The 254-nt window shown below is 54.3% G+C and carries 3 tRNA genes; all 3 read left to right on the top strand.

Going from position 1 to position 254, the window contains the following annotated elements:
* Nucleotide 1: 1 nt before the first annotated feature.
* Nucleotides 2-91: transfer RNA gene (locus HMPREF2764_RS06765), tRNA-Ser, on the top strand.
* A gap of 10 nt (nucleotides 92-101) precedes the next feature.
* Nucleotides 102-175, top strand: a tRNA-Met gene (locus tag HMPREF2764_RS06760).
* Between the two features lie 3 nt (nucleotides 176-178).
* Nucleotides 179-251 (top strand) — tRNA-Phe (locus HMPREF2764_RS06755).
* Nucleotides 252-254 lie beyond the last annotated feature (3 nt).

The following is a 254-nucleotide window of genomic DNA, read 5'->3' as shown; positions in this document are numbered from 1 at the left end:
TGGAGGATTACCCAAGTCCGGCTGAAGGGAACGGTCTTGAAAACCGTCAGGCGTGTAAAAGCGTGCGTGGGTTCGAATCCCACATCCTCCTTTTGTATTAACGCGGGATGGAGCAGCTCGGTAGCTCGTCGGGCTCATAACCCGAAGGTCGTAGGTTCAAATCCTGCTCCCGCAATAAGGCTCGGTAGCTCAGTTGGTAGAGCAATGGATTGAAGCTCCATGTGTCGGCGGTTCGATTCCGTCTCGCGCCATTT

Source organism: Streptococcus sp. HMSC073F11 (assembly GCF_001810785.1).
Taxonomy (GTDB): Bacteria; Bacillota; Bacilli; order Lactobacillales; family Streptococcaceae; genus Streptococcus.
Note: the sequence above shows the minus strand (reverse complement) of the source record. Positions and strands in the feature narration are given on the sequence as shown.